Genomic DNA, 23,975 nt, shown 5'->3' on the forward strand with positions numbered 1-23,975 from the left:
GAGGGCGGAGCAGTCGCTGATCGACGTCGAGAGCGGAAGAAGACGGGCGGGTCCCGCCGTCAACCGTGATTACTCGTGAGAACCGTCCCGACTGCGTTTACAGTCGCGTGAGGTTCTTCGCACGCGGGCCTTTCTCGGCTTCTTCGATCTCGAACTCGACTTCCTGACCCTCTTCGAGATCAGGGCCACCGACGTCTTCCATGTGGAAGAACACGTCCTCGTCGGCATCGTCGGTCTCGATGAAGCCGTAACCACCCGTGTCGTTGAAGAAGTCCACGGTGCCTGTCGCCATGCTTACAGCCTCGTGAGATTCTTCGCGCGCGGGCCCTTCTCGGCCTGCTCGATCTCGAACTCAACCTCTTGGCCTTCCTCGAGGTCAGGACCGCCGACGTCTTCCATGTGGAAGAACACGTCTTCGTCCGCGTCCTCAGTCTCGATGAAACCGTAACCGCCAGTGTCGTTGAAGAAATCAACCGTACCGGTCGCCATTGCACGTTGGCAGTGTAGGCCTACGTATTAAAACCCTGCGGGTCGGTCACTGTCCGCTCGAACAGAAGACTCATGCGCGCCCGGAGTGTCCGCTCAGGTGATGCGTTCGTGGTTCCGTCGTCACGCGACACGCGCGTACGAGCAACTCCTGAAGCGGGAGCTGGATGGCACGCCGACCCACGTCGCCGTCATCCAGGATGGCAACCGTCGATACGCCCGCAAGCAGGGTGGCGACGCCGCCGACGGCCATCGGGCGGGGGCCGAGACCACGGAGTCGGTCCTGGAGTGGTGTGACGAACTGGGAATCGAGGAATTGACGCTGTATACCTTCTCGACGGAGAACTTCGACCGGCCGGCGGATCAGCGTGCGGTCCTGTTCGACCTCATCGAGGACAAGCTCTATGACTTCGCAGATACCGATCGTGTCCACGAGTCGGAGGTGCGTATCCGGGCGATCGGTGAGACCGCGCGCCTCCCCCAGCGCGTCCGCGACGCTATCGAGTACGCCGAAGGACGTACCGAGGGATACGAGCGTTTTCACCTCAACATCGCGCTCGCGTACGGCGGTCGGGCGGAACTGCTTGGGGCTGCAAGGGAGATCGCGAGCGAGGTCGAACGCGGTGATCTCGATTCAGACGCCATCGACGTCGAAACGGTCGAGAACAGGCTCTACGAGGGTCCGACCCGGGACGTGGACCTGATAATCCGGACAGGGGGAGACGAGCGAACCTCGAACTTCCTCCCCTGGCACGCCAACGGCAACGAAGCGGCGGCGTACTTCTGTGCACCGTACTGGCCCGAGTTCCGCAAGATAGACTTCCTGCGGGCCATCCGCACCTACCAGCACCGCGAGGAATCCTGGCGGCGCAAGCGCGCGCGTCGTGCACTCGCGCTCGTCCGGGCAGTCAGCGGACAGGAACTGAGCGACGCCCGTCGGATCCTGGATCGGTTCCGGGGCTCGCTCAGCGCCCGGGAACTCGAGAACGTCGAGTTGCCCGCCGAGACGGACCACGAACCGGGCGGCGACTGAAACCGTTCCCGTTCAGGCGCTTGCCGACTGTATCCGCTCGTGGGTCTCCTCGAGCAGGGAGATGATCTCTAAGTGCTGTGGACAGGCCGGTTCGCACTCCCCACAGGCAACGCAGGCGTCGGCCCTGGCGGATTCGTCCATATCTTCGTATTCCGCGACGATCGCGTTCGGATCGTCCCCCATCTCGATGCGGTTGTACAGATCGAAGTTACGCGGGATCTCGACGCCAGTCGGACACGGCGTACAGTAATCACAGCCGGTGCAGTCGACGGCCATCAACTCCTCGAATCGCTCGCGGGCACGCTCGACGATCGTGTGATCGTCGGTGGAGAACTGCCCGACGCCCGAATTCGCCGCGATCTCGACGTTCTCTCGGACCTGCTCCAGCGTGGACATGCCCGAAAGTACCGTCGAGACCTCCGGCTGATCCCAGAGCCACTGCAGAGCCCATTCGACGGGGGACCGATCGGCGTCGGCGGCTTCGAAGGCTTCCCGGACGGGATCGGGGAGATCTGTCGCAAGCATGCCGCCACGGAGGGGTTCCATGATCACGACGCCCAGCCCCCGCTCGGCGGCGTACTCCAGGCCGGCGCGACCCGCCTGATACTCCTGGTCGAGGTAGTTATACTGGATCTGGCAGAAGTCCCAGTCGTAAGCGTCGACGATCTCCTCGAACAGATCGCGATCATCGTGAAAGGAGAACCCGATGTGATCGATATCGCCCGCCGCCTGTCGGTCCTCGATCCATTCGAAAATGTCTATTCCCTGGTAGGTTTCCCAGTACTCGTGGTTCAACGCGTGGAGCAGGTAGCACTCGACGTGGTCCGTCCCGAGTCGGTCGAGTTGTTTCTCGAAGTACTCGTCGAGGTCGGCTCGCGTCTCGAGTTCCCAGGATGGCATCTTCGTCGCCAGGTTGACCTGGTCGCGGTAGCCGTCATCGAGCGCCTCACCGACAACACGCTCGCTCTCGCCGTCGTGATACGGCCATGCGGTATCGACGTAGTTGACGCCCCGATCGATCGCCGTCCGGATCATCCGGATAGTCCGCTCCCGGTCGACATCGCCGTCGTCGGTGGGCAAACGCATCGCGCCGAACCCGAGCGCCGAGGGGCCCCAGTCGATCGACGTCCCGAACTCTCGGTATTCCATGTCACCAAATACTGACGCAAGTATCGGTAATTATTGTTTGGTTACGTTCTTCTTCACGAAATTCAAGACGCGATGACGTGACGCCCCGTCAGGTCTGTCGGCTGGTTCGATCGCCTCCGAAACCGACAACGGGAACGCAATAACGGTACCGCGATCAGATGTCCTGGCCGATGCTTCGACGGACGCGATCGTACATTTCGTCGGGCGGATCTACTTCTTCGGTAACGTCTGCGCCGTCGAAGTCCGAGACGCGAAGCAGAGTCGGCCCGCCCGCGCCGATCTGCCAGTAGAACGTATACCGCTTGGTGCGGGTCTTGACGGCCTTATCCGGTGTTTCCTCCGTCGAGATCTCGTGTGTCGTGAACGACGTCGTTGACGGGTTCGAGCATGACGATTTGCAGCTCATATTTCTAAGTGAAACTAAACAGTTCCAGACTTATAAATACCTAGATCCGAACAGTATTTGCTGTCGTGTCACCATTGACCATGGTAGTGATTACACCGGGTATAACGGCGATGATAGCGAGAGATTTACCGTGAAGGATTGTCAAAGATTTCCCAGGCGTCATAAAAACATATGAAAACAATCAAATTCAGAAGACGGTTATAGACATTTTTCTTATGCTAATAACAGAGTAATTTTCTGGAGAAGTCGTGGGCAGGGTTCGAGACGCTCGTGGGTGACGGGATGTAAGCGAGAGTCGGTCGAGACATCGTGGTTAGGCGTCGAACCGACAGTCATTTTAATCCCCCTACGGAACTATGAGGTGCGAGTTAATCGCAGGAAGCGCGTGGGTAGCCAAGCCAGGCCAACGGCGCAGCGTTGAGGGCGCTGTCCCGTAGGGGTCCGCCGGTTCGAATCCGGTCCCACGCATCTTCTGAACGAGTGGACACAAGTGAAGAGATGCATCTCGAGCGGATTCGAACCCTACGAGGAACGCGCAGCGACCACCGGGAGCGAGCATTTCTCGGTCCGGTTCGAATCCGGTCCCACGCATTTTTGTCACGAGCAAACTCGCGAATGACAAAGTCGTGTTAAATATTCGAAATGGGGAGGAGACGCGCACAGCGACCATCGGGAGCGAGCATATCTCGGGCTCGTTCGAGTCCAGCTCCATGCGGCTGACCTTCGGAACGATCAGTCACTCATCGATTATTCGACTGCCGCCGGGTGGAAGGAACTCCTGGATCAGGTCGGGGCTGGCGACCTTCCGGACGAAGGTGTCGTCGGCAAAGCGGGACTTGAATTCGCGGTAGAGTTTCTTGGCGATGTCGTTCTGTGCGAAGCGGCCGGGTTCGACTTCGATCGCCGTCTCCGCACGGTCGACGATAGCGCTCGGTGGGCCGCCGATCACGCGCGTCTCGGGTTCGCAGGTGATCCCGACGGCGACGCCGACTGGCGTGTCCTCGTCGTAGGTGCGATCGCCACGGATGGCAAAACTCCCTTTCTGTAAGTACTCGCCGCTCTCGGGGGTTTTCGTCACCTGGTCGGATTCGACGTAATAGACGTCCCCGGCGTACTTACCTTCCTTCCAGAGCGTCGAGTAGGAAATCGCGAACTGGGCGGCCTCTTCGCGGCTCGTTTCGGGGATCGTCAGGTCGTCGGGCGTGGCCTCGCTGGGATCGCTGGCCTTCAGAATCGTCGCCGGAGCACCGTGGGCCTGCGTGTGGAAGAACAGGTCGCCGCGATCGAGGTACTTCTTGACGAGTTCCTCGTTCTGGTCGGCGTTCCGGCCGCCGATCACGAGGAAGTCATCGCTCGTGTGGAACCACCGAAAGCGATCGTACCACTTCTCGCCCGATCGAACCGGGATCGACTCCCGTTTGAGCCAGTCGACGTCCTCCTGTTCGTCATCCTCGTCTTGTGCCTCACTGTCGTCGGCCTCCCACTGTTCGCGGCGTTGCTTGACGGCTTCGAGTTGTTCGCGCGTGTCCGCGATGGCTTCCTCGGCGCCCGCCTTCTTCTCTTCGATGCGCTTTGCTTCCTGGTAGAGTCGATCAGCATTCTTCTCGACGCCCGTGTCGGCTTCGAGTTCGATCCGGTGATCATCGATTTCGACCGTGACCGTCCCCTCGCTTCCGTCGACGTCCCGGACTGCGTCGGCGGCCGGGATCCCTTGGTCTTTGCCGGCCGCAAGCGTCGATTCGATCTCCTCCCAGGGGGTGTCGGCCGCCCGGGCGTCCTGAATTGTCGAGAGGACCTCGTCGACGAGGTCGTAGTTTGCATACAGGAGTTCGGCCTTCTCGCGTTCCCGTTCGGCGTCGGCCTCGAAGTCCTCGATAGCCTGTTCTTGCTGGGCGATGATCCGTTTCTGTTTTTCTATCTCCGCCTCGAAGTCCGGTCGATTGGAACCGGTCTCTTCCTCGTCAGGTTCCTGTTCTAAGCTGTGGAAGTACTCAGCCAGCGCATCGTTGAAGCTGTCGAAGGACTCGCTCGGCCGGTCCTCGTACTCGACCAGCGGGACTGGCGTCACATCGAGGACTGTCTCGCGGTCCTCGGTCTCGTAATAGAGTCGCGGATCGAGGTCGCCGTCGCGAAGCCGCGTCGAGAGATCGTTGACCGCGTCGTACAGTGCCTCGAACTCCGCGTCGGTGGTCTCCTCGATGGCCTGGTTGTAGGGCACATCGGCTCGCGAGCAGAGTTCCTCGCCGTAGAGCCCGCCGAAGTTGAGTTGCGTTGCCAGCGTCCGCACTACGTCGGCGTCCGATTGGGCCATTCGTTCGACGAACGTCTCGTACTCGACGGTTAGCGGGTTGAACCGTGCGGAGGGGAATTCGTAGCGCGACCCCGGCGTGACAGTGCGGGATTGCAGGCGAACAGTCGAAAGCGAGTCGATGACGGTCTCGGTCTCGTCGAGCACGGCGAGATTGCCGTCACCGAACAACTCGGCGACAATCGTCGTGTGGTCGTCGCTCCGCTCGAAGCGGAACTGGAGGATGCGGTCGAACTCGAACTGCTCGACGCTCGCCAGTTGTGCGCCCTCCAGGCGGTTGCGCAGCATCATCGCGAAGTTCGGCGGCCGTTCTGGCGCATCAGGGACGCGTTCGGGGGCGACCGTGTGTACGCGCTTGGGATTATCGACCTCGATCAGCAGTTCGAGCCGACCGAAGTTCGGGCCGCTCAACTTCAGGCGAAGCAAATCGTCGTCGTAGAGATAGGATTTCTCGTGGTACGCGCCGACGTACTCGCCCAGTTCCCCGGCGAGTGCAGCACAGTCGACGCTCGTCAGTTCCCGCTTGCGATCCATGTCGGGACTGGTCGGGGCCGCGTGGTAAGCGTGTCGCTCGCGTACTAGCCGGTTGCGCCGAGGCTCGACGCCTCGCCGCAGGTCGTGTCCGTCTCCTGTCCGTCGACGAAGATCCCGGTCTGTAGATTGCAGGTGTAGCCAGCTGGCTTCTCTTCGGGCACATCGACGGTGAAATCGCCGACGCTGAACACCAGCTGCAGTTCCGTTCGAACCTCGGTCCGCTCGTCTTGTCTGACGTGACTCCGGAACCACTCGTCGATGCGGTCGTTGTCCATCTCGACGGCGTAGACTGCCTCTGTGGTCTCCCCGGGCATGAGGACCCGTCGATCGATGGACTCGCGGAGCGTGAAGTCTCCGGGATTCGCGAGTGACGTATCAGCTCCCCGAGCGGAGAACATCTCGACGTCGTTCATCGCGATGTCCACGCCCAGGTTCTCCGGCTCGGCGGGAACCGGGACAGTCTCGCTCGGGTTGTGCAACTGGAAGTGAAGGCGCAGCGTGGTCGTGTTCTCCGCGACGTCACCCCAGGTCGCCCAGCCGCGCCTGATCTCGTACCCGACAGTCGTGGACCCGTCCGAACCGGGGAGTACTCCATTGGCGTCCAGCAGTCCCGACCCAACCAGCGAATCCCGTTGGCTACTCGTGAGATCACTCAGCGTGTACTGCCCTTCGAGACCACTGGCGACCTTCGAGAATGACGTGACGATCGGCGTCGAATCCGACAGTCCCGTCGTCTCGTAGCTCGGGAGGTCGGCCGCGGTCGAGACCAGCCCGTCGATCCGTACCGTCGGCTCGGCACGGATATCGATCGTCTCGTTGTTCTCTACGAACGCCACCCACCACGCCGACAGTTGCTCGTTGTGGATGGACGTCGACGCCTCGATAGTGTTGTTGCCCGGTCGGACGTTGATTCCCTGTGTCGTTCCTTCGGCCAGTTCGACATCGTTCATTTGCAGGCGATAGTCAACTGCCACCGAATCGCCCAGCGACAATCCGATCGGGTTCGGGTTCTCTACCCACAGCGTCGTGATCACTTCCGTCCGTTCCTCGGTGACCGTTCCCCAGTCGCCGACGTCCTCGATCCCCGCCGATGGGGCGCCGAGCAGTCCCGTCACGAGTGCCAGCGCGATCGCAGCGACGAACACGACGAGCACGGCGACCGCTTTCAGGACGGCCCGGCGGCGTGACATACACCGGACAATCGGAGCGGTAGGCAAAACTGTTCTGGCCACGGTAGCCGGTCGGAATTGCTTGGGCGCATGGAGACGACCCGCCAGCTGTAGTCGTCACCGGCCCGATCGCTACCGGCTGGATCGAGCGACCGCACCCGACGGTCAGGCGGCGTCGATCACTCGGAGAGGCGCGCCATGGCATCCCAGGCGGGATCGCTCCTCGGCGGCTCGACCTGCTCGCCGTCGAGGTGGACGGCTCCCTCGCCGTCGGTCGCTTCGACCGTCCCGATGATCCCAGCCGGCGTCCCGCTCGCTTCCATCGCCTCAACGATTGCCGTCGCTTCCTCCGGAGGTGCCGTCAGCAGGAGACTCCCCGCGCTGGAGACGGTCCAGGGATCGACCCCGACGGCCCCACAGACAGCCCAGACGCCCGGCTGGATCGGCGCGGGGTCGCGCTCGACGACGAACCGGACGCCCGCCCCCGTCGCCATCTCGGCAAGTCCACCCACCACCCCGCCCTCGGTCGCGTCGTGCATCGCGTGTAAGGTTCCGGCCTCGTTGGCTCGTTTGGCGTCGGCGACGCCGAGAATATCCTCGACCCGTTCTTGTGCCGTCGCGACGGTCGTCGCCGACAGATCGAGCGCGTCCGGGAACAGCGTCGCGAACAGCCCGGTCGTCTCCGCGCCGGGGCCGGTCGTGAGGACGATAGCGTCGCCCGGCTGTGCGCCGTCCGGCCGGACGATATCCGCCGGGTCGCCGACGCCAAGAGCGGTCCCGCCACCGACCCACGAGTAATCAATCCCCTCGTATCGTGCCGTGTGACCGGCGACGACGCTCACGCCCAGCGACTCGGCATGCGTGGCCATGCCGTTCCAGGCCAGGGCGAGTTCGTCGTCGGTCATCTCCGTCGGCAACGAGAGACTGACAGTCACGTGCGTCGGGGCGATCCCCGAGACGGCCACGTCCGTCAGAACGATATCGAGCGCCATGCGCCCGGCCCGCTCGAAGCCCAGCGCCGGGAGGATCGAGATCGGATCGGTCGCCGTTACGATTGCGTGTTCGTCGACGGATAGCACACCGAAGTCGACGCCGTGTTGTGGCCCGAGCGCCACGTCCTCGCGTTCGGCGCCAAGCCTGGGTGCGATGACCTCCTCGAAAGTCGCGTCGTCGATCTTTCCGCGATCGGGCATTAGCTCCAGTAAGTCCGTCGCCGTCATATCGTCGGCGCTTTCGACGGACTGCTGTGGGTCTCCACTTCCGACGTGTTCGGAAGTGTCACTCGGACCTAACGACAGTCACGTCCGTGGCGTCGAACCCGAGTGTGACGTTTTCGCCCTCGGGCGCACGCTGGGTCCTGGCCCGGATCGAACGGCCGTTCCACGCACAGTGGACGCGGTAGGCGTCCCCGAGAAACTCGACGTGTTCGACGGTCGCCGAAAGGGCGGTCTCGCCGGGCCCAAAGTGGACGTCCTCGGGACGAACACAGACAGTCAACTCGCCGCGCTCGGGCAGCGATTGTGGGAGTTCGATCGTTTCGTCATCGATCGAGACAATCGTGTCGTCGCCGATCGTCAGGGTTCGGCCGTCGCCGTCGACCCGCGCGTCGAAGACGTTGTTCTCGCCGACGAACTCCGCAACGAAACGCGTCGCGGGGTCACGATAGACGTCCTCTGGCGTTCCGATCTGTTCGATCCGGCCATCGTTCATGACGGCGATCCGGTCGCTGATCGCCAGCGCCTCTGCCTGGTCGTGGGTGACGTAGATCGTCGTGATCCCCAGTTCGCGCTGGATCTCCCGGACCTCGACCCGCAGCTGTTCGCGCAGTCGCGCATCCAGCGCCGAGAGCGGTTCGTCGAGCAAGAGGACGTCCGGGCCGGGCGCGAGTGCGCGGGCGAGCGCAGCGCGTTGTTGTTGTCCGCCGGACAGCGACTCCGGCCGTCGATCCGTCAGGTCGGCCATGTCGACGAGTTCGAGGAGGTCGGCGACGCGCTCGTCGGGGCCGACGTCGCCCGGCGGCGACCGGTACCGGAGGCCGTAGGCGACGTTCTCTTCGACGGTCATGTGCGGGAACAGCGCGTAGTTCTGGAAGACGATCCCCACGTCGCGTTGCTCGGGCGGAAGGCCGGCGACGTCGCGGCCGCCGATCCGGACCGACCCACTCGTGGGCGTCTCGAACCCGGCGACGGTCCGGAGCGTCGTCGTCTTGCCACACCCGGAGGGGCCGACGAGCGTGAAGAACTCACCTTCGGCGACCGACAGCGTCACGTCCGACAACGCGGGGACGTCACCGAAGGTCACGGAGACGTCTTCGAGTCCCACGCCCCCCTCAGTCGACTCACCTCTTGTATCGCCCCCGATGCTCGACTCACCCATCGTATCGTCCCCCGCTGCTCGACTCACCCATCGTATCGTCCCCCGACGCGATCGATGACCACGAAACTGGCGGCTGTCACCGCGAGCACAACGGACCCCATCGCTGTGGCGGGGCCAAGACTCGGCCCGATCGAGCGGTTACCGACGTAGCGTTCGAGCGCGACCGGCATCGTGTGACTCGCCCCGCCCTCCGCGAGCAGGACAGTCGAATCGAACTCGCCGATACTGATCGCGAAAGCGAAGGCCGCCCCGGCCACCAGCGGGGCGGCGATCAGCGGAACCGTTACCGTCAGCAGGGCTCGCAGCCGCGAGGCCCCCAGCGACCGCGCCGCGTCGACGACCCGGTCGTCGATGCCAGCCAGGGCGGGAGTTACGTTGCGCGTCACGAACGGGTAGGCTGCGACGGCGTGGGCGGCCACGACTGCGAGCCAGCCGGTCACGGTGAGCCGGTAGCCGAACACTTCGACGCCGAAGACGAGCGTCTCTAACAGTCCCAGGCCGACGACGATGCCACTGACGGCGAGCGGCGCGGACAGGAGTGCCTCCGCGAGGCGACTGCCCCGGCCCCCGCGGGTCGCGACCAGCGAGACGATCACGCCCATCGGGACGGCGACGGCCAGCGTTCCCAGGGCGAACAAAAGCGAGTTGCGGATCGCCGTGAGGGGTGCGATCGTCCCGACCGCGGTGGACGCCTGCCTGGCGAGCAGGAACTCGTAATACGCCATCGTCAAGGCCCCATCCGGCCCCGTGATGCTTTCGATCAGTAGACTGAGGACCGGCCCGAGGAAGACGACACCCGCGACCACCCCGTAGGCGAGCACTGCCAGGCGACGGGGATCGCTCACCGTCCGCCACCCGGCAAGTAGCGATCGTCGCGCCCGGGATAGTCTGCCGGAACGTGAGGCGATCTGCCCCGACTCGTACCGGAGATAGAGGTACATGAGGCCGAGCGAGAGTATCGATTCCAGCACGGCAAGCCCAGCGGCCGCTTCCAGTTCCAGTGACTGCACCTTCGCGTAGAGCCACACCTCGACTGTCTGTAATTCCAGGCCGCCCAGCGCCAGCACGATCGGGAAGGACATGAACGAGAACACGAACGCCAATAGCGTCGCCGAGAGCAACGATGGCAGCAACTTGGGAACGACGACGTCACGGAACGCACGAACCGGCGTCGCACCCATTGCCCGGGCGGACTCGATTTCGCGGGCGTCGACCCCCTCCCAGGCACCCGTCACGAAGCGGGTGACCAGCGGCGCGTTGTAGAACGCGTGGGCGATCACGATCGCCGGCAGCGTGTAGAGTACTTCGATCGGTCCCAGGCCGACGACCGCAAGGAGATCGTTCAACAGTCCGGTTCGTCCGAACATCGCCTGAAAGCCGACCGCCACGAGAATCGACGGGAGCACGAACGGGACGATCGTCAGCGACGTGAGCGTTCGTCGTCCCCAAAAATCGTAGCGAGCGAGGACGTATGCGCCGGGAAGGCCAAGCGCGACACTTGCAAGTGCTGACAGCGCCGCCTGGTAGGCCGTAAAGCCGAACAACCCGAACTCGAAAGCGCCGAGCGGTGCCCCGTCGGCCAGCCACGCGAGAACTCCCGCGGGTACACTCGCAGGATTGGTGAAGACGTGGTGAGCGACGCCGACGTAGAACGGATCTGCGAGTACGTCCCCGATCGGTGCCAGCGGGGACCCGGCGGGATCGATCGCGGCCAGGAGCACGCGACCGACGGGGTAGTAAAAGACGACGACCAGTACCAGCAGTGTGGCCAGGAGCCCGACCGGGAAGACGATCCGATCCGACGACGGCCATCTCATCCTCACGCGCTGACTTCGCGGGCCCAGTCCTCTATCCATCCATCGACGTTGCCTGCCAGTTCGTCGTAGGTGAACGTGACGGGTTCGTCGGGCTCGTAGGCGTACTTCGAGAAGGCTTCGCCGGGATCGACGCCCGCGACCGCGGGGAACTGGACGTTCCGGACCGCGATCTCGGCCTGGGCCTCCGGCGAGAGCACGAAGTCCATGAACTCCCGGCCCAGTTCCGGCGCGTCGGCGTCGGCGAACAGCCCCATCATCTCAGGGTTGGCGTAGCCCTGATCGTTGATGAAGCCGACCTGATGGCGCGACATGTCGACACCCTCGCCGTGGTAGTAGACCTGATCGGTCGAGTAGGAGACGACCATCGGAGCCTCCTCGTTCTGGTAGGCCTGGTAGGCCGGTTCCCAGTCCGAGAGTATCTTCACGTCGTTGTCGAGCAGATCACGCCAGTACTCCAGGTAGCCGTCCGGCCCCTTCGCGGCGATTGTCCAGAGGAGAAACGCCCGGCCGGGATCGGACTGCTGGGCGTTCTGGGCGATCAGATCGCCACGGTACGGGTCGGTCGTGAGCGCGTCGAACGTCGCCGGGTTCTCGACCTCGTTCTCGTCATAGACCAGGGCGATGTACCCGGTGTCGTAGGGAATCGTTCGTCCCTCCGGGTCCGTCTGAAGCCCGTCTTTGACGTTTCCGGCACGCTCCAGGTCGGGCACCGCAAACAGCGACTCCTCAAGTTCCTGGTCAGCCCGCACGAGTTCGCTCGTGTTCAGCCCCACGTAAGCGTCGACGTCCAGCGGCGCTCCCTGCTGGCGACGGAGGATATACTGGTTGAGTCCACTCTCCGGTGTGACGAACTCGACGGTTACACCGTCGTGGGCCGACTCGAAGGCGGACTTCAGCCAGTTCCCGGCGGTGTCTTCCCCGGTGAACGAGGAATACGTCGCCACCCGGAGCGTCCGCTCGGACGTACTCGTCCCGGTTGTCGTTCCCGTCCGGGTATCGGTGTTCGTCTCGGTTGTCGTGTCTGTTTCAGCCCCGGTCGGCGAGGACCCATCGTCTGTCTGTTCTGCGTCCGTACAGCCCGCAAGCGCCGTCGCACCGACGACGCTGACGCCGGCCGTGCGAAGGAACGTGCGTCGTTTCACCACCTGGTTGTTTGACTGGGTGGTGATGTTCCTTGTGGTTTCGGCCGCGGGTGCCGCTGTTCGACTGTCGAGACACCAGTGTTCGACCGAACAACTCGGGTTCGCCAGGCCGTGGAGAAGGTGCGTCTCCGATCACGACTGCTCGTCGCTTGTAGTCAGAGTCGTTTGCTCACGTACGGTCCGTCTTGACGATAGCCCAGTTGCTCGCGGTAATACTCTCGCGCGCCGATTCCGCTGAGGACGGCGATCTTCCCGTAGCCGGCGTCAGCGGCGAGTTCCTCGGCGCGTTCGATCAGTCGGCGACCGTAGCCCTGGTGTTGCCAGTCGTCGCCGTCCTCCCCGATCGGGATCTCGCTGCCGTAGACGTGCAATTCCCGCACGACTGCGGCGTCTTCGAGTTCGGAGCGGACAACTTCACCCGGGAAGCGCAGTCGCGAGAATCCGACCAGCAGGTCCCGATCGCGGTCCTCGAAGCTGATGAAGTGCTCAGTCCCGCCCGCGACCTCGTAGGTCTCGATGTCGAGAGTGACGTTCTCGGGTTCCTCGTCGCGATGGCCGACTTCCCGGCATCGGATACAGGCACACGACTCACCGCGGGATTCCATGCGCTGTCGGGCGAGCTGGCGGAGATTGGATTTCTGGACGCCGGCCTCGATCAACGGGGCGGGGATGTCACGTTGGACGCGCTGGAGACGCGTGTAGCGCGGGATCTCGGGCTTGACGTCGGCGACGAGATCGGCGGCTTCCTCGCTCGTGAGTGGTTCGAACTCTCCGCGGCGGTGCATGTCGTAGGTGACGGTCCCGCCGACGACGAGAGTGGGGTAGATCTTGAGGTAGTCCGGCCGCCACTCGGGGCGCTCGAACAGCCGACGGAAATCCTCCCGGACCATTTCCTCGGACATGCCTGGCTGGCCGGGCATCATGTGGAAGCCGACCTTGAAGCCCGCATCGCGCAGGCGACGGTTGGCCTCGATGCTGGCGTCGACGCCGTGCCCACGGTGCATCTCGCGGTTGATCGCCTCGAAGGTGGTCTGGACGCCGACCTCGACCTTCGTCCCGCCGAGCCGGAGCATCCGGTCGACCTGTTCCGGTCCGCACCAGTCGGGTTTGGTCTCGAAGGTGGTCGCGACGTTCCGGATCGATCCACTCTCGTTCTCGGCGATGACGTCCTCCAGGTAGCGAAAGTCGTACTCTTCTGGATCCTGTGCGAAACTCTCGGTCTCGGAAGGCTGGGGATCACAGTCCGGATCGTACTCGTTCATCGCCTGCAGTGCACGCTTGACGAACCACTCCTGGTAGTCGTGGCTGCGGGCGGTCATTGTCCCGCCCATCAGGATCAGTTCGACCTTCCCGATCGGGTGGCCGATCTGTCTGAGCTGATGAAGTCGGAGTGTTACCTGTCCGTAGGGGTCGTAGTCGTTCTGGACGCCCCTGGCGGCTGCGGGTTCCTGGCCGGTGTAGCTCTGTGAACTCTCGAACTCCGAGTCGGGGCCGCCGGGACAGTACAGACACTTCCCGTGGGGACAGTTCTCAGGCGAGGTCATGATCGCGACCGGTGAGACGCCCGAGGCCGTCCGCATCGGTTTCCGGCGGACGACGGCAGCCAACTCCTCACGGCGACCGTCGGGCGCACGGTCGAGCAGATCCGAATTCTTGGGCACCTTTCGTGCGCCGTACTCCGAACAGACATCCCGCTTTGCGGCCTCCAGACCGTCCCGGTCGAGGTTCCCCTCGAGGATACGCTCGATCAACTCAACGCATGCATCCTCGAAGGCGTCGGTCGCGTCCGTGGCGTCAGCACTCATCAGGTTGTCTCAAATCGCCGTCTCGGGCGAATAAGCGTGTCGTTCGTGGCAGCGTGTGTGAATGCAACGACGGCTTCGCGGCAGGGGACTTATAACGACGCGGCGAGCGCTTCGAGGACGGCCTCGCGGACCCCCTCGCGCTGGCCAGCGAGGAACTCGACGCGGTGGCTACGCGTGCTCAGCGCCTCGAGGTCCGCATTCTCGACGGCCTCGTTGGCCGAATCCGCGAGATCCCGAACGTCCACACGGTGCTTGCTCCGGACGTGGAGTTCGTCGGAGTCGAGTCCGACGATCGCGTCCAGTTCCTCTCCCAGTTGACGATAGAGTTCGTCGAGCAACAGCGTCGCGGGTGGGAAGTCGTAGCCGTGGGTAAACTGTTCGAGGTCCAGCACGCCGATGGTCGTCCCGTCGACGGGACGACGCTCGAGGTTCGCCTCGGCAGTCTCGACGGCCACGTCGACGTTCTCGCGGAACTGCTCGCTGACGTGACTCGCGAGCCCGCGGATGTCCTCGTCGGTCACGTCCCGCTCGCCGAACAGCAGGTCCGCGACGAGTTCGCGCTTGTCCTCGTAAGACTGGTAGTACGCACCCAGCGCGATCGCTTCGCGGATCTCCCCGATCGTCGTGGCGTCGTATCCCGCGTCGGCGGCCGCTTCCGCGTAGGATTCCGGAACCTCGCCCCAATAGCTCACTGCGGGGAGGTGGACGAGGTCCTCGCGGACGTCCGAGACGTGGGCGGCGACTGTCGCGGCCATGACCGTCGCTGTCGGTCCGCGTGTCGTCCCGTCTGCGATGTCGATGGCCGTCGCGTCCGCGGTCGGTGCAAGTGCCGTCTCGACGACGTCGGCGACGGCTGGCTCGACGACCGTGTCGATCACTATTCGCGGGGCGTCATAGACGTCAAGCAGTTCGAACCCGTCGGCGGATTCGGCAGTGCCACCGGCGGCAACGAACACGAGCAATGGAAGCTTCTCGTCGTGGCGCTCGCGGTCGGATAGCATCCGCGTGACGTCGGTGGTCGCGTCATCGAGACCGTAGACATCGCCCTCGATCGGCCGGCGGTCAATGTAGTGATACTCGGCGTCGTCGCGGTCGTGGCGCTCGCGAACCAGTGGGAGGACGGCACGCTCGATCGCCGCACCGCCGACGTAGCCGTCGGCCGTGGCGCTATGGCGGACGATTACCGGTCGATCTTCGAGGATGGCCCGGCGGATCTCCTCGACGGCATCCGCAATCGTTTCGCCCTCGGCCGTGACTGCCTCGTCGTCGACCAGCGGTTCGATCTCCTCGGGGCGAGCCCGTTCCCGGATCGCCGTTTCGATCTCTTCGAGAACGCTTTCACGCTCGTCGTCTTCCAGTAACGTCAGCGCCTCGGTCTCGACCTGAAGGTCGCCGCGTCGTTCCCGGACCTCACCGTCAATCTCGACGACTGCGCCCTCGTCGACGCTCGGATAAGCGCGGACGCCAGCCTCGACGAACGCGGCGCAGTCGACCGATCCGGTCCCGTCACGGAGTTCGAAGACAGTCGGGCCGCTGGTCTGGCGCGCGACGACGATCTCGCCAGTCACGCGAACGTTCTCGCCGATCCAGTCGTTGAGATCGCCGACGTCGACGGCAGGTGGTTCGGGCTCCCGTTCGGCTTCGGCCGAGTCAGTCGTAGCGACGTCAGTTTCGTCGGTCTCCTCGGGCGCGATCTCGTCGGTATCCCCGACGGTACCGACAGTCGCGTCCGATTCCGATCGCGTGCGGACCGACCCGGTTGTCGGTCGATCGGACGTCTCGGCAGTCGCTTCCTCGGCTTCGGCAGCCCCGGACGCTTCGGCAGGTTGGTCGTCGGACGACGGCCGGTCGTCCGCAGTTTCGTCACCCTCGTCGGTCTCCTCGGGGAGCAACTCGTGGTCGGCGTCGGGATCGTCGATCAACACGCCGCGGAACTCCTCGTCGGCCTGGCGGATCGACCAGCTGAGATCGACGTTGCCGTTGTCCCGGACGTTCGTGACGCGCACGTATACTGTATCGCCCGGTTGCCAGTCGAGGCTCTCGAGGCGGCTGTCCAGTTCGCTCTGGTGGAGCAATCCCGTCACCTCTTTGCCGATGTCGACGAACACGCCGAACTCCGCGAACCCGTCTACCGAACCGCGATAGTACCGCCCCGGCGTGAGTTGCTCGGGGGAGTCACCGCGGAACTCGAAGACGGCGTCCTCTTCGTGGACGTCACAGATGTGCCCGTCGACAGACGTACCGCAAATGATACACGAACCCATTGGGTGAAGCAAGCGGGTCCCGCCTAAAACGGTTGTCGAATCATTGCTGTGGAGCGACCCCCCGCCGATCGCTCACAGGAATGCACCGGCGGCCTCGAACCCGCGGAACGCGACGCCGAAAAGCAACACTCCCGGGATCACCCCGGCGATCGCCCCCTCGTGGTATTCGAGGTCGTGGACCGTCGAGAGACCGATCGTCAGCAAGATGGAGCCATAGACTGCACAGGCGACTTTCACACCTGCCACTGGGACGCCGGCGAAGACACACGGCGCGGTCGCGTACGCGAGCACCTGAACAGTCTCGCTCACGCCGGCCCGGTCCTCGGTGATCGGCCATAGGAGGATCGTCTGGATGGCTGCAAGCAGGTGCAGGCCGATCGGAGCTACCAGGACAACGGTCAAAAGCAGGACGAACGCGACTGTCGCTATGGGTCGGCCGTCGAAGACGGGCGCCGCTCCATCGACGAGAGCGTACCGACTGACTTCCTCGATTCCGACGACGACAGCCAGAAAGACCAGTCCAGGGGCCTGATCGCCGGGTGCCACGGCCGAACGGAAGAACTGTCGCGGTGCGAACAGGACGGCCAGCCACGCTCTGACGAGACCGACTAGGCCGCGCGCGCGTCCCTTCCCGGCCGGCTCAACCCATTGCGTCACGATCGTCAGTTCGCGTGCCGGCGGCTTGTCGGTTTGGAAAGCAGTTATCCGCGCGAAAGCGGTGGAACTCGCTGACGCCGGCCCGACCTCGATGTCCGGCCACAGGAGGATCGGGGGATGATCAGTCGTCGGCACCGACGTTCTCGGCGCTCTCGAAGGACGCGGGATCCGGTTCGATGTGGGCGTACTGGACGGCTTCCCTGCCGAGGACCTCGATCATCTCCCGGAGTTCCTCGTCGACCAACTCCCCGCCCTCGTAGGCGCTCGACGCCCGCGGGATCGCCACCTGGTGGGGGATGACCCAGGCGTCGAGCGAGCGCCCGACGGTCCGGAGCTGTTCGAGGGCAGTGATCGGGAAACGTCCGCCAGCGACCGCGAGCAACCCGATCGTCGTCTGTTCGAATTCGTCGAAACCACAGTAGTCCAGGGCGTTCTTCAGCGGCGCGCTGAACGAGCCGTGATAGACCGGTGTCCCCAGAAGAACGGAATCCGCCGCCCGGACGCGCTCGCGGAACAACTCGGCGTCGCCCGCACTGTCGTCGTCGGCGTCGTAGACAGGTAGTTCCCACTCACGGAGATCGAGTAGTTCGGTACTCGCGCCGGCGTCCGCGGCGGCGTCGAGGGCGATTCTGAGGGATCTCCGGGTGTAACTACCGTCTCTCAGGCTCCCACAGATTGCGATGACGTGCGTCTCGGTCATGGGGAGGTACACTGACGCGCGGATGAAAGGTTTCGCGGTTATCGCACACGGTCGTCGAACTGGGTCGCCGGAGTCGTTATCGGACGAGAACAGAGATCATGATCACCTCACGGGCGTGAACCATTCTTCGTGTTCGTCGATCGGCCGGACGTAACACGACGCGAGGTCCTGGCGTCGAATCAGGTCCAGTGTCGCCGCCGTCAACTCCTCGCGATCGTCTTCGATCCCCAGGTCGTAGACGGCTGCCGAGTCGTAGAGACGATCCAGGTGGGCGCCCCACCGGAACAGCGCCGGGCCGTCGTTCGTCTCGTAACAGCGGACGCCCTCGAAGACACTCGTCCCGTAGTGTAGCGCGTGGGAGAGAACGTGAATCGTCGCCTCCTCCCAGGGCCGGAACTCCCCATCCATCCAGACAGTGTCCAGTCCGTCGAACGCCTCACGCTTCGCCTCGAACCCTGCCGAAACTGTTTTCTCGGCCATACTCGGCCCGAACCCTGAAGGGGTGAAAATAATTCCGGCTATTTACACATATTGGGTAGATATGAATAGAATGTACCGGGAATAACCGATCAATATCCCGAAATCGACGAGACTATCTGTTCGAATTGAAAAGATAGACGTATGCCGGCAGCGATCGACGACGAGACGCGCAGCGAGATCGTCTTTCGGGCAGCGCAGGGATATACTCGTTCGGAGATCGCAAAGACGGTCGGCATCTCCCGGACGACCGTCCGAAAGTATCTCGAAAAGACAATTGAGGTCACGGAGGACAGCGATCGTCCACGCGAGACACTCTGTGCGATCATCCAGAATGACTACGACTGGGATCGTACGGAGGGAAAGACCGACCTCGACATCGACGGCGTCGACTTCATGTCCATGTAGGCACACTCGATACCGGCCGTCAGTCAGCTGCTCGCTCGTGATCCATGGGTGAGGCGTCGCGAAAGCGTTAACGGGGATCTGCTCCGAATCCGGTGCGTATCTCCGTCCCAGAATGAGCACAGACGACCACGTCGACATCGAGTACATCGAACGGTATCGTGACACGGTCGAGCGACCGCTGTGGCAGCTGTTCCAGCGCTACGGCCACGGCAGTCGCCGGTGGTTTCTCCTCGGCATTCTGGCATCGATCGGCTCCCGGTTCGCATCGCTCGTGCCGCCCGTCCTGCTCGGCGTGGCGATCGATGCCATCTTCGGGGACCAACCCTTCGAACTCCCGCTGGTCCCGGACGCGTAGCTGCCGAGTGACGGGGCCGAGCAGTTCTGGTTCGTGATCGGCCTGATGGCCGTGTTCATGATCGGCCAGTCCGTTCTCAACTTCGTCCGGCAGTCCTCGCTGAACCTCTTCTCCCATCGCGTCAAACACGAGGTTCGGACGGCCACCTACCAACGGATGCAGCGTCTGGACATGGACTTCTTCAACGAAGTCCAGACCGGCGAGTTGATGTCGATTCTTTCGAACGACACCAACCGCTTAGAGCGGTTCCTCGACAACATGTTCGGGGAGTCGATCCAGCTTGGCGTCCTCATCGTCGGCATCTCAGTGATCCTCTTCTGGTTCAACCCGCAACTCGCCGTGATCACACTCGGGGTCATCCCGGTGGCGGCCGTGTTCACTTACTGGTTCATGCGACTGGCCGAGGAACGCTACACTGACGTCCGCCAGTCGGTAGGCGACCTCAACAGTCGCTTGGAGAACAACCTCAACGGCATCGAGGTCATCAAGTCCGCCAACACCGACGATTACGAGGACGAGCGCGTCCGCGAACACTCCTATACGTACTTCCGGCTCGACTGGCTCGCGTTGCGGTTGAACTTCATCTACCGGCCCGGGCTCCAGGCGCTGACCTCCATCTCGTTCATCGCGACGTTCGTCATCGCTCACCGCCTCTCGACGGTCTGGGACGCCGATACGATCCTCGTCGTCGAGGACGGCCGGATCGTCGAGCGCGGTACCCACGACGACCTGATCGACGCGAACGGCCTCTATGCCAACCTCTGGCGGGTGCAGGCCGGCGAGATCGGCGCGCTCCCCGAGGAGTTCCTCGAGGAAGCCAGTCAGCGCGTCGCCCAGCAGGGGCTGGACGGGGAGTGATCGGAGCCGATCGTTTCAGTCGTCAGGCGTCGTCCGACAGATCACTGAGCCGGCTATCGGAGTCGAGCGATCGGTTGATCGTTCCCTTCCTTGATCTCGACGAGTCCGTCGTCCGTCAGGTCCTCGAGGAGGTCCCGGAGCCACTCCCGATCAGCCTCGCCGTCGCCCTCCGGCGCGTAGTCTACCCGCACTTTCGGGCCGAGGTCGTCGATCGCCAGGTGATCGTGTTCCCTCAGCGCGCCGATCACGCGCCCGCGCATCTGGCGGCGACTGCCCTCGAAGGTCGTCTGTTCGGGCACGTCGGGCGCCGAGAAGTCGCCGCTCGCGTAGGCGTCACACCACTCCCGCCAGGGACAGCCCGCCACGTCACACCGGGGCGTCTTCTCGCAGGCCACGCCGCCGAGTTCCATGATCGCGTTGTTCCAGACCCGGGACTCCCCGTCGGGCATGAGTACCTTCGCGGTGTCTTCGAAGGCCGCGTCCTCGTCGGGGATGGAGAAGGCCCGATACAGCACGCGCTTGACGTTGGTGTCCACGACGGCCTCGCCGTTGTTGAATGCGAAACTCGCGACCGCGTTGGCAGTGTAGGGACCGACGCCCATGAGTTCGGATAATTCGTCGGGCGACTCCGGGAACTCACCGTCGTATTCGGAGACGACCTGGGTCGCTGCCTCGTGGAGGTACTTCGCGCGGTTGTTGTACCCGAGGCTGTGGGCCGACCAGAAGGAGACGACGTCGGCCCGGTCGGCTCCCGCGAGGTCCTCGACCGTCGGCCATCGATCGAGGAAGTCCGCCCAGGCGTCGACGACGCGTTCGAGTTGGGTCTGCTGGCTCATCACCTCCGAGACGAGGATCGCATAGGGATCGTCGGTCTCGCGCCAGGGATACTCGCGGTGATCGACCTCGTACCACTCTATCAGGGCCGACCTGATCGCGTCGAGATCGTCGGGGAGATCGACGACGGCCTCGTTCATCGTCGCGCCGTAGGCTCGTCGAGAGTTTATCTTTGGCGTCCCCGACAGCGACCGACGTAGTTCTGCCTCGGTCATCGCTCGTCGATATCTGCCTGTCGCTGGTGCCGAGTCGAAAGGAGTTTGCGCTCCGATCGTCAGTTTTCGATATGGGACTCGATGCACTATCCGAAGACGTAACCGAGTCGTACGGTGCGCTCGGAGAGGAACTGACAGTGGCTCTCGATCGGGAGACGCGAAACGAACTCGCGATGCTCGAAGCGACACTGGACCCGGAGACGACTGACGAACTCCTTCGACGCGGGATCCACCTGCTCTTTCAACGGACGGTCGAAACGGGATCGCTCGACTTTCACCTCAGAAACGAGTACGACGTTACCTACGACGAATATCTTTCGGGGATGACCTTCGACGAGATGACCGGCGGCGGACAGTATCAGAGTAGCGGCGATCCGGACGACCGACGCTACCAGTTTTGATCGATAGAAGGGGCCAACCTAGAGGTCGACGTACTGTTCTTCCCAGTCGCGACGCGCCTCGATCTCCCGACGCCCCCGTCGAGTCAGACTGTAATAGTTCGTCCGGCGATCCCGCTGGCCCTTCTCGACGAGACCCTTGTCGACGAGTGTATCCAGGTTCGGATACAGACGGCCGTGATGGATCTCCTTCTCGTAGTAATCTTCGAGCTCTTCTTTGATTGCCAGACCGTGCGGTTCCTCCTCGCCAGCGATGACATATAGGAGGTCTCGCTGAAATCCTGTCAGGTCGTACATCGGTAATGTCCATGTAAGGGTTATTATCCAAATATCTTAAACATGTCGACTCGGGACCGCGAGGATTCCGCGAACAACGCGCTGTGGCCTGTGAGCGAGGTCCACGAAAGATATCCCCTAGTGAGGGGTGTGGCGTGGATGTCCGGGAGGTGGTACGTCGGATCGTCGATTCTCAATCGAGAGTGGTAATTTTCGTTTGCATAGAGTGTCGCTCGGCGTATCACGTCGTTTGAACGGGGTTGAACTGGAACAGCACGGTCGTCGATCGGATCGAACTAAACGGATCAGACGCCCCTCAGAGTGCGTGTGTGGACGAAGCCATTGCTCCGAACACTGAACGTGTCACGACAGACCTACCGGTGAGGGATTCGTTATCGAAAGAGTGGAAAGCGGTTCACGCGGGAAACCCGCGTGAACGCTTGCCGCCCTGAATTGGTCCCCGCTGACGCTTCGGCCCTCCAAGCGAAGCGTCATCAGAATATCGATGGTGGTTTCACTTAAACTTACCGGCCTCTTTCCTTCACACTGCTCGACCGGTCAATCGCCCGAAAGAGGAACGGCGCGAGGATGGGCCGTCCGGAATGGGGCATATGGGTTAAAAGCGTTCGCCCGCTCACCCTGGATATGAAGATACGCGGCGAGCGCGAGTGCAAGGACTGTGGCGCCAGGTGGTCGTATTACGAGACGGAGTCGGTCGTGTGTCCGGATTGCGGGAGCCTCCACAGCGTCGGCGTCGCCGACCGTCAGTTGCACACTGCAAGCCCGGTCGAGCTGGATCTGACGGCCGCCAGAGCCGATCTGGGCTCGGAGCCCCTCGGCATCGTCGCGCGACGTGCGAGCGAGACGGCGGCGGCGTTCGTCCGCGAACACGGCTTCGTCCACGCCGGCGAGTTGCAACCGCTCGACGCGCCGTTCGTCGCGGCGACGGAGCTGTGGCACGCGGGAGCGGAACTCGCCCGCTCGCTCCGGATCGACGACGTGGAGGAGGCCTACCTGCTGGCGCTGCTCGACGGCGCCGAGTCCGGGCAGCGACCGTCACCCGATGACATCCCGGAGTCGATGGCCGCAGTACGGGGACTGGCCGCGGCCTCGTCTGTCGCGGACTACCATCGTGATGTTCGGCGATATCTCGCAGATAATCCCGACGCGGACGCCCGGAGAATCCTTGGACGGATCGAGGACCATCGCACCCGCGTCGAGGCGCTCGACGGGGCGGTCCCGCCCGAGATGGCCGACGCGCTCGTCGAGGGGGTCCAGGCCGTCGGGACCTATCTGATCGAGGATAGCGCGACCCTCGAAGCCGCTCGCGAGCGACTGGACGAGTTGGATCTGGACGGTCCCTGAGGGACAAAAACGGACGTCGCGGGAGTCAAGGGAGGGAGACGTCCACGTCGTGTTTGCTGGCGGCGGCCTTGACAGTGTTGTACAGGAGCATGGCGCGAGTCATCGGGCCGACGCCACCCGGGACAGGCGTGATGGCGCCTGCCTTCTCTCTGGCGCTCTCGAAGTCGACGTCACCGACCAGTTCGTATCCCTTCTCGGTGTCGGCATCGACGCGGTTGATCCCCACGTCGATCACGACTACGCCTTCGCTCAACATCTCGCCGTCGATCATTTCCGGGACGCCCGCGGCCGCGACGACGATGTCCGCCTCGCGGGTCTGCCCTGCGAGGTCCTCAGTTCGGGAGTGACAGACGGTCACGGTCGCGTTGCCGCCCTCGGCTTTTTGCATGAGAAGGTTCGCCATCGGCTTGCCGACGATGTCCGACCGCCCGACGATCACGGCGTCTTTCCCCTCGGGGTCGACGCCCGCATCTTCGAGTAACTTCTGGATACCGTGGGGCGTACAGGGCTTGTAGCGCGGGTCGCCCGCGACGAGTCGGCCGACGTTCTCGGGGTGGAACCCGTCGACATCCTTCTCGGGGTCGATCCGCCGTAGAACCGACTGTTTCTCGACGTGCTCGGGGACCGGCATCTGGACGAGGATTCCGTCGACGTTCGAGTCGGCGTTCAGGCGATCGATCTCGTCGAACAGTTCCCGGGCAGGCGCGTCGGGTTCGATCTCGACGTCGAGTGCCTCGATACCCACCTCCGCACAGTCGTCCTGTTTCATCGAGACGTACGTCTCGCTGGCCGGATCCGTACTCATCAGCACGGTCGCCAGGGTCGGGGTAACACCTTTGGCTTCGAGCGCCGAGATGGCGTCGCCGAGGTCGTCCCGTATGGCCGCCGCGACCGCGTTGCCGTCGATGATCTCGGTCATAAGTGAATCGACGGGACCACGTCC

The 23,975-nt window shown here is 63.5% G+C and carries 23 protein-coding genes, 1 tRNA gene and 1 pseudogene; 7 read left to right on the top strand and 18 right to left on the bottom strand.

Annotated elements, in window-relative coordinates; genetic code table 11:
* Window positions 1–97: 97 nt before the first annotated feature.
* Entirely contained in the window at window positions 98–292 is a 195-nt protein-coding gene (locus E3374_RS05580; protein WP_136688037.1) for a cold-shock protein, read from the bottom strand.
* 2 nt (window positions 293–294) lie between these two features.
* Entirely contained in the window at window positions 295–489 is a 195-nt protein-coding gene (locus E3374_RS05585; protein ID WP_136688038.1) for a cold-shock protein, read from the bottom strand.
* Window positions 490–589: 100 nt separating this feature from the next.
* On the opposite strand from E3374_RS05585, the gene uppS reads away from it, so the two are divergent.
* Window positions 590–1,519 (top strand): polyprenyl diphosphate synthase, encoded by a 930-nt coding sequence (uppS, locus tag E3374_RS05590; RefSeq protein ID WP_136688039.1) that lies wholly within the window; start codon window positions 590–592, stop codon window positions 1,517–1,519.
* Window positions 1,520–1,531: 12 nt separating this feature from the next.
* On the opposite strand, the gene E3374_RS05595 is transcribed toward uppS, so the two are convergent.
* Together E3374_RS05595 and E3374_RS05600 are read right to left on the bottom strand one after the other, a co-directional pair.
* Entirely contained in the window at window positions 1,532–2,668 is a 1,137-nt protein-coding gene (locus tag E3374_RS05595) for an aldo/keto reductase (protein ID WP_136688040.1), read from the bottom strand.
* Between the two features lie 154 nt (window positions 2,669–2,822).
* Entirely contained in the window at window positions 2,823–3,074 is a 252-nt protein-coding gene (locus E3374_RS05600; RefSeq protein ID WP_136688041.1) for a hypothetical protein, read from the bottom strand.
* Between the two features lie 383 nt (window positions 3,075–3,457).
* On the opposite strand from E3374_RS05600, the gene E3374_RS05605 reads away from it, so the two are divergent.
* Window positions 3,458–3,542: transfer RNA gene (locus E3374_RS05605), tRNA-Leu, on the top strand.
* Between the two features lie 268 nt (window positions 3,543–3,810).
* On the opposite strand, the gene rqcH is transcribed toward E3374_RS05605, so the two are convergent.
* From rqcH to E3374_RS05660, 11 genes and pseudogenes are all read right to left on the bottom strand, one after another.
* Window positions 3,811–5,916 (bottom strand): ribosome rescue protein RqcH, encoded by a 2,106-nt coding sequence (rqcH, locus tag E3374_RS05610; protein WP_136688042.1) that lies wholly within the window; start codon window positions 5,914–5,916, stop codon window positions 3,811–3,813.
* 44 nt (window positions 5,917–5,960) lie between these two features.
* On the bottom strand, window positions 5,961–7,106 hold the full coding sequence (locus tag E3374_RS05615; protein ID WP_136688043.1) for an LEA type 2 family protein: 1,146 nt from the start codon (window positions 7,104–7,106) through the stop codon (window positions 5,961–5,963).
* A gap of 158 nt (window positions 7,107–7,264) precedes the next feature.
* Window positions 7,265–8,278: an AIR synthase-related protein gene (locus E3374_RS05620; protein ID WP_136688044.1), complete on the bottom strand. Its 1,014-nt coding sequence runs from the start codon at window positions 8,276–8,278 to the stop codon at window positions 7,265–7,267.
* A gap of 85 nt (window positions 8,279–8,363) precedes the next feature.
* Window positions 8,364–9,461 carry an ABC transporter ATP-binding protein gene (locus tag E3374_RS05625; RefSeq protein ID WP_136688045.1) on the bottom strand — a complete coding sequence of 366 codons (1,098 nt, stop codon included), beginning with the start codon at window positions 9,459–9,461 and terminating at the stop codon, window positions 8,364–8,366.
* Between the two features lie 23 nt (window positions 9,462–9,484).
* Complete coding sequence (locus E3374_RS05630) at window positions 9,485–11,278, bottom strand: ABC transporter permease (RefSeq protein ID WP_136688046.1); 1,794 nt, start codon at window positions 11,276–11,278, stop codon at window positions 9,485–9,487.
* Between the two features lie 2 nt (window positions 11,279–11,280).
* Window positions 11,281–12,420 (bottom strand): thiamine ABC transporter substrate-binding protein, encoded by a 1,140-nt coding sequence (locus E3374_RS05635; protein ID WP_136688047.1) that lies wholly within the window; start codon window positions 12,418–12,420, stop codon window positions 11,281–11,283.
* Between the two features lie 155 nt (window positions 12,421–12,575).
* On the bottom strand, window positions 12,576–14,225 hold the full coding sequence (locus E3374_RS05640; RefSeq protein ID WP_136688048.1) for a tRNA uridine(34) 5-carboxymethylaminomethyl modification radical SAM/GNAT enzyme Elp3: 1,650 nt from the start codon (window positions 14,223–14,225) through the stop codon (window positions 12,576–12,578).
* 89 nt (window positions 14,226–14,314) lie between these two features.
* Window positions 14,315–16,489 carry an OB-fold nucleic acid binding domain-containing protein gene (locus E3374_RS05645; RefSeq protein ID WP_136688049.1) on the bottom strand — a complete coding sequence of 725 codons (2,175 nt, stop codon included), beginning with the start codon at window positions 16,487–16,489 and terminating at the stop codon, window positions 14,315–14,317.
* Window positions 16,490–16,561: 72 nt separating this feature from the next.
* Window positions 16,562–17,281: a YIP1 family protein gene (locus E3374_RS05650; protein ID WP_345890579.1), complete on the bottom strand. Its 720-nt coding sequence runs from the start codon at window positions 17,279–17,281 to the stop codon at window positions 16,562–16,564.
* Window positions 17,268–17,846, bottom strand: coding sequence for an NADPH-dependent FMN reductase (locus E3374_RS05655; protein WP_136688050.1), 579 nt, complete (start codon window positions 17,844–17,846; stop codon window positions 17,268–17,270). The genes E3374_RS05650 and E3374_RS05655 overlap by 14 nt, the downstream gene beginning before the upstream one ends.
* A 138-nt stretch (window positions 17,847–17,984) precedes the next feature.
* A pseudogene (locus tag E3374_RS05660) lies at window positions 17,985–18,326 on the bottom strand (aminotransferase class IV); the annotation flags it as partial.
* Between the two features lie 141 nt (window positions 18,327–18,467).
* Between E3374_RS05660 and E3374_RS05665 the strand changes: the two are divergent.
* From E3374_RS05665 to E3374_RS17565, 3 genes are all read left to right on the top strand, one after another.
* Window positions 18,468–18,731, top strand: a complete 264-nt coding sequence (locus E3374_RS05665) for a helix-turn-helix domain-containing protein (RefSeq protein WP_136688051.1) — start codon at window positions 18,468–18,470, stop codon at window positions 18,729–18,731.
* Between the two features lie 112 nt (window positions 18,732–18,843).
* Window positions 18,844–19,086, top strand: a complete 243-nt coding sequence (locus tag E3374_RS17560) for a hypothetical protein (protein ID WP_248299398.1) — start codon at window positions 18,844–18,846, stop codon at window positions 19,084–19,086.
* 33 nt (window positions 19,087–19,119) lie between these two features.
* A complete protein-coding gene (locus tag E3374_RS17565; RefSeq protein ID WP_282568435.1) occupies window positions 19,120–19,944 on the top strand; it encodes an ABC transporter transmembrane domain-containing protein in 825 nt (274 codons plus the stop codon).
* A gap of 53 nt (window positions 19,945–19,997) precedes the next feature.
* On the opposite strand, the gene E3374_RS05675 is transcribed toward E3374_RS17565, so the two are convergent.
* Complete coding sequence (locus E3374_RS05675; RefSeq protein ID WP_136688307.1) at window positions 19,998–20,918, bottom strand: HhH-GPD family protein; 921 nt, start codon at window positions 20,916–20,918, stop codon at window positions 19,998–20,000.
* Window positions 20,919–21,064: 146 nt separating this feature from the next.
* Here E3374_RS05675 and E3374_RS05680 point away from each other — a divergent pair, with 146 nt between their 5' ends.
* Window positions 21,065–21,394: a hypothetical protein gene (locus E3374_RS05680; RefSeq protein WP_136688052.1), complete on the top strand. Its 330-nt coding sequence runs from the start codon at window positions 21,065–21,067 to the stop codon at window positions 21,392–21,394.
* An 18-nt stretch (window positions 21,395–21,412) separates the two neighbouring features.
* Here the strand turns inward: E3374_RS05680 and E3374_RS05685 are convergent, their stop codons facing one another.
* Window positions 21,413–21,688, bottom strand: a complete 276-nt coding sequence (locus E3374_RS05685; RefSeq protein WP_136688053.1) for a PadR family transcriptional regulator — start codon at window positions 21,686–21,688, stop codon at window positions 21,413–21,415.
* Window positions 21,689–22,312: 624 nt separating this feature from the next.
* Here E3374_RS05685 and E3374_RS05690 point away from each other — a divergent pair.
* Window positions 22,313–23,032: a DUF7117 family protein gene (locus tag E3374_RS05690; RefSeq protein ID WP_136688054.1), complete on the top strand. Its 720-nt coding sequence runs from the start codon at window positions 22,313–22,315 to the stop codon at window positions 23,030–23,032.
* 25 nt (window positions 23,033–23,057) lie between these two features.
* Here E3374_RS05690 and E3374_RS05695 read toward each other — a convergent pair whose 3' ends face one another.
* Window positions 23,058–23,951 (bottom strand): bifunctional methylenetetrahydrofolate dehydrogenase/methenyltetrahydrofolate cyclohydrolase, encoded by an 894-nt coding sequence (locus tag E3374_RS05695; protein ID WP_136688055.1) that lies wholly within the window; start codon window positions 23,949–23,951, stop codon window positions 23,058–23,060.
* Window positions 23,952–23,975: the final 24 nt, after the last annotated feature.

The organism is Halorhabdus amylolytica, from assembly GCF_004944975.1.
Classification (GTDB): Archaea; Halobacteriota; Halobacteria; order Halobacteriales; family Haloarculaceae; genus Halorhabdus; species Halorhabdus amylolytica.